Origin of the sequence: Micromonospora sp. M51 (assembly GCF_018070305.1) — a bacterium.
Classification (GTDB): Bacteria; Actinomycetota; Actinomycetes; order Mycobacteriales; family Micromonosporaceae; genus Micromonospora; species Micromonospora parva.
Genome location: NZ_JAGPXZ010000427.1, coordinates 1 through 5,301 on the forward strand (window position 1 = coordinate 1; position 5,301 = coordinate 5,301).

Annotated in this window: 3 protein-coding genes and 2 pseudogenes; 3 read left to right on the forward strand and 2 right to left on the reverse strand. The window is 72.7% G+C overall.

Annotation, left to right across the window (positions count from 1 at the left end; translation table 11 throughout):
* Positions 1–1,356 (forward strand): annotated as a pseudogene (locus KBX53_RS21205) (guanylate cyclase); the annotation flags it as partial.
* A 16-nt stretch (positions 1,357–1,372) separates the two neighbouring features.
* On the opposite strand, the gene KBX53_RS21210 reads toward KBX53_RS21205, so the two are convergent.
* Positions 1,373–2,065, reverse strand: a complete 693-nt coding sequence (locus KBX53_RS21210; protein WP_030337712.1) for a 1-acyl-sn-glycerol-3-phosphate acyltransferase — start codon at positions 2,063–2,065, stop codon at positions 1,373–1,375.
* Positions 2,066–2,390: 325 nt separating this feature from the next.
* Between KBX53_RS21210 and KBX53_RS21215 the strand changes: the two genes are divergently transcribed.
* Together KBX53_RS21215 and KBX53_RS21220 are read left to right on the forward strand one after the other, a co-directional pair.
* Positions 2,391–3,242: a hypothetical protein gene (locus KBX53_RS21215; RefSeq protein ID WP_030337713.1), complete on the forward strand. Its 852-nt coding sequence runs from the start codon at positions 2,391–2,393 to the stop codon at positions 3,240–3,242.
* A gap of 158 nt (positions 3,243–3,400) precedes the next feature.
* Entirely contained in the window at positions 3,401–4,897 is a 1,497-nt protein-coding gene (locus tag KBX53_RS21220; RefSeq protein ID WP_245233772.1) for a trehalose-6-phosphate synthase, read from the forward strand.
* A gap of 19 nt (positions 4,898–4,916) precedes the next feature.
* Here the strand turns inward: KBX53_RS21220 and KBX53_RS21225 are convergent.
* Positions 4,917–5,301: pseudogene (locus KBX53_RS21225) on the reverse strand (alpha/beta hydrolase); the annotation flags it as partial.

Here is a 5,301-nt window from a genome sequence, read left to right on the forward strand (position 1 = left end):
GCGCTGGCCCTCGACGTCGGGCCGGACCCGGCGTTGGAGCTGTTCGACGCGGAGCTGGCGTTCTATCGGGACGGGGACGCCTTCCTGGTGGCGGGGGGCACGGACACCCTCAGCCGGCTGGCCGAGCGGCTCACCGCCGGCGGCGACCGGACGGGGGCGGCGCGCGCCTGGACGCTGCTGGCCACCGCCGCGTGGAGCCGGGCCGACCGTTCGGCGACGTTGCACTGCCTGGACCAGGCGATCGGGATCTACAGCGACCTGCCGGACAGTCAGGAGAAGGCGGGCGCCCTGCTGGAGCTGGCCCGGGTGCACATGCTGAACGCGGAGACCGAGCCGGCGTGCGCGGCGGCGCGGGCGGCAGCAGCCCTCGCCGAGCGGCTGGAGCTGCGCGAGGTCCAGGCCAACGCCCGGATCACCCTGGCCGTGGCGCGCTACCTGGCCGGCTCCGCCTCGGCGTTCCCGGAGCTGGCGGAGGTGACCGAGCACTGCCGGGTGGAGCGGCTGACCAGTCGACGGCGGGCGGTGCAGAACCTGGCCTGGGCGTTGCAGGAGGAGGGCGACCTGGCCGGCTCGGCCCGGTTGGTCGACGAGCAGCTCACCCTCGACCTGGGCGGCGAGCACAGCCTGGCCACCAGCTTCGCCGACCAGTGGGCGCGGTCGTACTACGCGGGTGACTGGACGGCGGCGCTGGCGATGGCCGCGGAGTCGACCCGACGACCGACCGCGGAGTGGGATCTGCACATCGTGGCGGTCTCGGGTTGGATGCGCGGGCTGGCCGGCGCCGAGCTGGACGAGACCGCGGGACCGGACGGACCGGGTGGGGACCTGGTCGAGCAGGCGCTGGTGGCGGCGCGGCGCAGCGGATTCCACCGGGTGCTGCGCTCCACCCTGGCGCACGCCGCGTTGTGCCGGGCGGTGCAGGGCCGCCGCGACGAGGCGATGGCGCTGCTCACCGAACTGGACGAGGACTGGCGGCGGACTCGGATGATTCCGTTCGCGGAGTGGGTGCCGACGGTCGGTCACGTCGCCGGAGTGCTCGGCGCGGACGCGGCCCGGCTGGTCCGGCAGCTGCTCGACCGGGCGCCCCGGATGACCCCGTGGGCGCACGCCGCCGGTCAGGTCGCCGACGCCACGCTGGCCCGGCACGCCGGGGACGCCCCGACCGCGGCGAGCCTGCTGCGGTCGGCGGCGGGGAGCTACGCCCGGATGACCGACGTGACCGACGAGGTCATCACACTGGCGCTGGCGATCGGCCCGCTGGCCGAGACCGACCCGCCCGCCGCCGCGGCGACCCGGGCCCGTCTGCACGACTTCGCCACCCGCCACCGCGCCCCCCACCTGCTCCAGCTGCCCTGACCGTCGACGGCGGTGGCTAGGCGGCCAGCGGCGCCGGGATGGGTTCCTTGAGCTTCTGGGCGTAGATGTCGACGTACTCCCGGCCGGAGAGCTCCATCAACTCGTACATGATCTCGTCGGTGACCGCGCGCTCGACGAACCGGTCGCCGGCCAGCCCGGCGTAGCGGGAGAAGTCCAGCGGCGCCCCGAACCGGATCCGCACCCGGTCGATCTTGGGGATGAGCTTGCCCGGCGGTTGGATCTCGTCGGCGTTGAGCATCGCCACCGGCACCACCACCGCGCCGCTCTCCAGGGCGAGCCGGGCCACCCCGGTCTTGCCCCGGTAGAGCCGCCCGTCCGGGGAGCGGGTGCCCTCCGGGTAGATGCCGGCCACTCCCCCGGCCCGCAGCACCTGCAACTGGGTGTCCAGGGCGGCGCGGGCGGCCCGGCCGCCGGAGCGGTCCACCGGGATCGTGCCGGTGCCGACGAAGAACATCTTGGTCAGCCAGCCCTTGATGCCCTTGCCGGTGAAGTATTCGGCCTTGGCGACGAAGGTGACCTTCCGGGCGGTGATCAGCGGTGTGAAGATCGAGTCGGAGAAGGAGAGGTGGTTGCTCGCCAGGATCACCGGGCCGGTCGCCGGCACGTTGTGCAGGCCCTCCACCTGCGGGCGGAAGATCAGCTTGAGCAGCGGACCGAGGATGACGTACTTCAGCAGCCAGTAGAGCACCGGCGTCCTTTCCCGTGGTGTGCCCGCGACAGCGCCAGCCGTCGTCGCCGCCGAGCCTACGAAGCGAGCGCTCCCACCACAACGGACGGCGCTGCGGGGCTGCGGCATCGAGCTATGCCACGATCACCGAGATCGCACTTGTCGCGCAAGAACGGACAAAGGAGCCCTGCCGCGACCTGCGGGAGGAGCCGTGACTTTGGAAGACGCGACACAACGCACTCCCGGAACCATGCCCTGACGTGTCACGATTCAGAGCACGGCGTACGGACGGGCGTCGAAGGGCAGCGGTGGCCGCGCCGGAAGGCGCGTTAAGGGGGATGTCCGGGTGTCAGCGGGTGGGGCCCGCCGGGGACGGCGGGACAACGGGCTCGACGCGAACGAGTACGCCGTCGTCGGCGACGTCGATCCGCGCGTCGGCGAGCACCTGCTCGACGTGCTGGCCGCCGGTGGGATCGCCGCCTACCTCCAGCCCTCCGCCGACCTCAACCCGGTCACCCGCACCACCACCGTGCCGGCCCGACCGGTCGACCGGCTCTACGTCGACCGGTCGCATCTGACCACCGCACGGGACTACCTGACCCAACTCGCCGACGAGACCGCCGTGGAGCAGCCGCCGGCCCGCGACGAACCGGACATCGACGCCGAGTGGGCGCGGATCGTGGAGGGCTTCCACACCACCTCCGCACCCGGTGACCACCCGTGGCCCGCCTCCGAGGACGTGGACGAACGGGACACCCGGGACGAGTCGACCCCCGGGTCGTTGACCCGCTCCAGCACCGACGAGCCCGGTCCGACCGCCACCGACGTTCGCCGGCTCCCGTCCGCCACCGACATCTCCGGGATCTCCGTGGGGCGCGGCACCCGACCGGACGAACCCTCGCTGCTGGACGGGCTGGACACCTTCGGTGCCGACCTGCCCGACGACGATGACGACGAGGGCTACCACCCGCCGCCACCGCCCCCACTGCCACGGGTCAGCAAGTACGCGGTGATCGGCGTGCTCGGGGTGGTCGTCGGTTTCGTGCTGTTCCTCTTCCCGTGGCTGCTCCCGATCGACCGCTCGGCGGTCACGCTGTTCGGGTTCACCGGCATCCTGGCCGGTTTCGTCACGTTGGTCTGGCGGCTGCGCCCCGGCGACGAGGACGACGACGACCCGGACAACGGCGCCGTCGTCTGACGTCGGCCCGCATCCCGGGACAGCAGCGCCCCGCCGGTGGCGTAACAGTGGTGTAACTTACTGTCAGTAGGAATACCGCTGTACGTCACTTCCCCCGCTGACTGACCGGTTTTCCCTTGCTCGCGGCGGTCAGTCCTCTGCTGATCGGAATGCCCGAGATGCGACAGAGTTCTCTCGTGGTGGTCGCCAACCGCCTCCCCATCGATGACAATCAGGCGCCCGACGGCGCCTGCGAGTGGCGGCGCAGCCCCGGCGGGCTGGTCAGCGCACTGCACCCGCTCCTGCGGCACACCCCGGCGACCTGGGTCGGCTGGGCCGGTGGCACCGGGCCTGCCCCCGCACTGCCCGACGTCGACGGCGTGCGGATGCACACCGTCGCGCTCAGCCCGGAAGACCTGCGCGACCACTACGAGGGGTTTGCCAACGCCACCCTCTGGCCGCTCTACCACGACTCGGTCGAGCAGCCGCAGCACCACCGTCGGTGGTGGGAGGCGTACCAGCGGGTCAACCAGCGCTTCGCCGAGGCGACAGCGGAGGTGGCCGAGCCGGGCGCGGTGATCTGGGTGCAGGATTACCACCTGCAACTGGTCCCCGGTCAGTTGCGCGCGCTCCGCCCCGACCTGCGCATCGGGTTCTTCCTGCACGTGCCGTTCCCGCCGCCGGAGCTTTTCATGCAACTGCCCCGTCGGGCGGAACTGCTGCGCGGCATGCTCGGCGCCGACCTGGTCGGCTTCCAGCGCGTGCAGGCGGCGCACAACTTCGCCCAACTGGTGACCCGGGTGCTGGAACTGCCCGCCACCGACCGGCGGATCGGCATCGACGACCGGGTCGTCCGCATCGGCGCGTTCCCGGTCTCCATCGACACCGCCGAGATGGCCGCGCTGGCCGACCGGCCGGACGTGGCCGCGCGGGCCCACCGGCTCCGACAGGACCTCGGCGATCCCCGGCAGGTCATCCTCAGCGTCGACCGGATGGACTACACCAAGGGCATCGAGCAGCGTCTCAAGGCGTACAGCGAGTTGCTCGCCAGCGGCGACGTCAAGGTCCGCGACACGGTGCTCGTGCAGGTCGCCATGCCGAGCCGGGAACGCGTCGGCCAGTACCAGATCCTGCGCGAACGCATCGAGCGCGAGGTCGGCCGGATCAACGGCGAGTTCGGCCGGGTCGGCGAGCCGGCGATCCACTACCTCACCCAGCCCTTCGACCGCGCCGAGCTCGCCGCGCTCTACCGGGTCGCCGACGTGATGGCGGTGACCCCGCTGCGCGACGGAATGAACCTGGTCGCCAAGGAGTACGTGGCCGCACGGGTCGACGACACCGGCGCCCTGCTGCTCAGCGAGTTCGCCGGCACCGCCGCCGAGCTGTCCCAGGCGTACCTCGTCAACCCGCACGACCTGGAAGGGCTCAAGCAGGGCCTGCGGGCGGCACTGCGGGCCAGCCCGGCCGACACCACTCAGCGGATGCGCGCCATGCGCGCCCACCTGCACCAGCACGACATCCGGGCCTGGGCCCGCTCCTACCTGCGCGCCCTCGACGAGGGCGGTGCCCTGATCAGCCGCCTGACCAGCACCGAAACCGGCTCCGAGGGCACCGCGCGGGTGCCCCGGCCGGTCGCCCCGACCGGCAGCCCGGCCGTCCACCAGGGCGGCACCTGAGCACTGTCGGCCCGGCTGCTCAGTGCGCCGCGGGCTCCTTCTCCAACCAGTCCAGGATCGCGTCGATCGGCTCCGCCCACCGCACGTCCACCATCAGGTCGTGGCCCATCCCGGGAAAGAGCAACGGGGCCGACCCGTACCGCCGGGCCACCCGGGTCAACGTCGACGCCGGCACCACCCGGTCGTCCGGGCGGCCCAGCACCAGCACCGGGGGCGCGCCCACGGCCGGCTCCGCCTCCGGCGCGCCCAGCAGCGCCCACTGCGCCCGCCGACCCGCCCGACCGAGGCGTCCGACGTAGCGCCGGGCCTCCTCGTCGGGCAACTCACTACTGAACAACTGCCGCCGGTTGAGCCGCAACGGCCCGCCGAACACCGCCGGCAGCGTCCCCGCGGGGTTGCGGCGC

Coding starts and splice junctions, on each gene's coding strand:
- KBX53_RS21220 (WP_245233772.1), top strand. CDS start 3,401: ATGCGACAGAGTTCTCTCGTGGTGGTCGCCAACCGCCTCCCCATCGAT.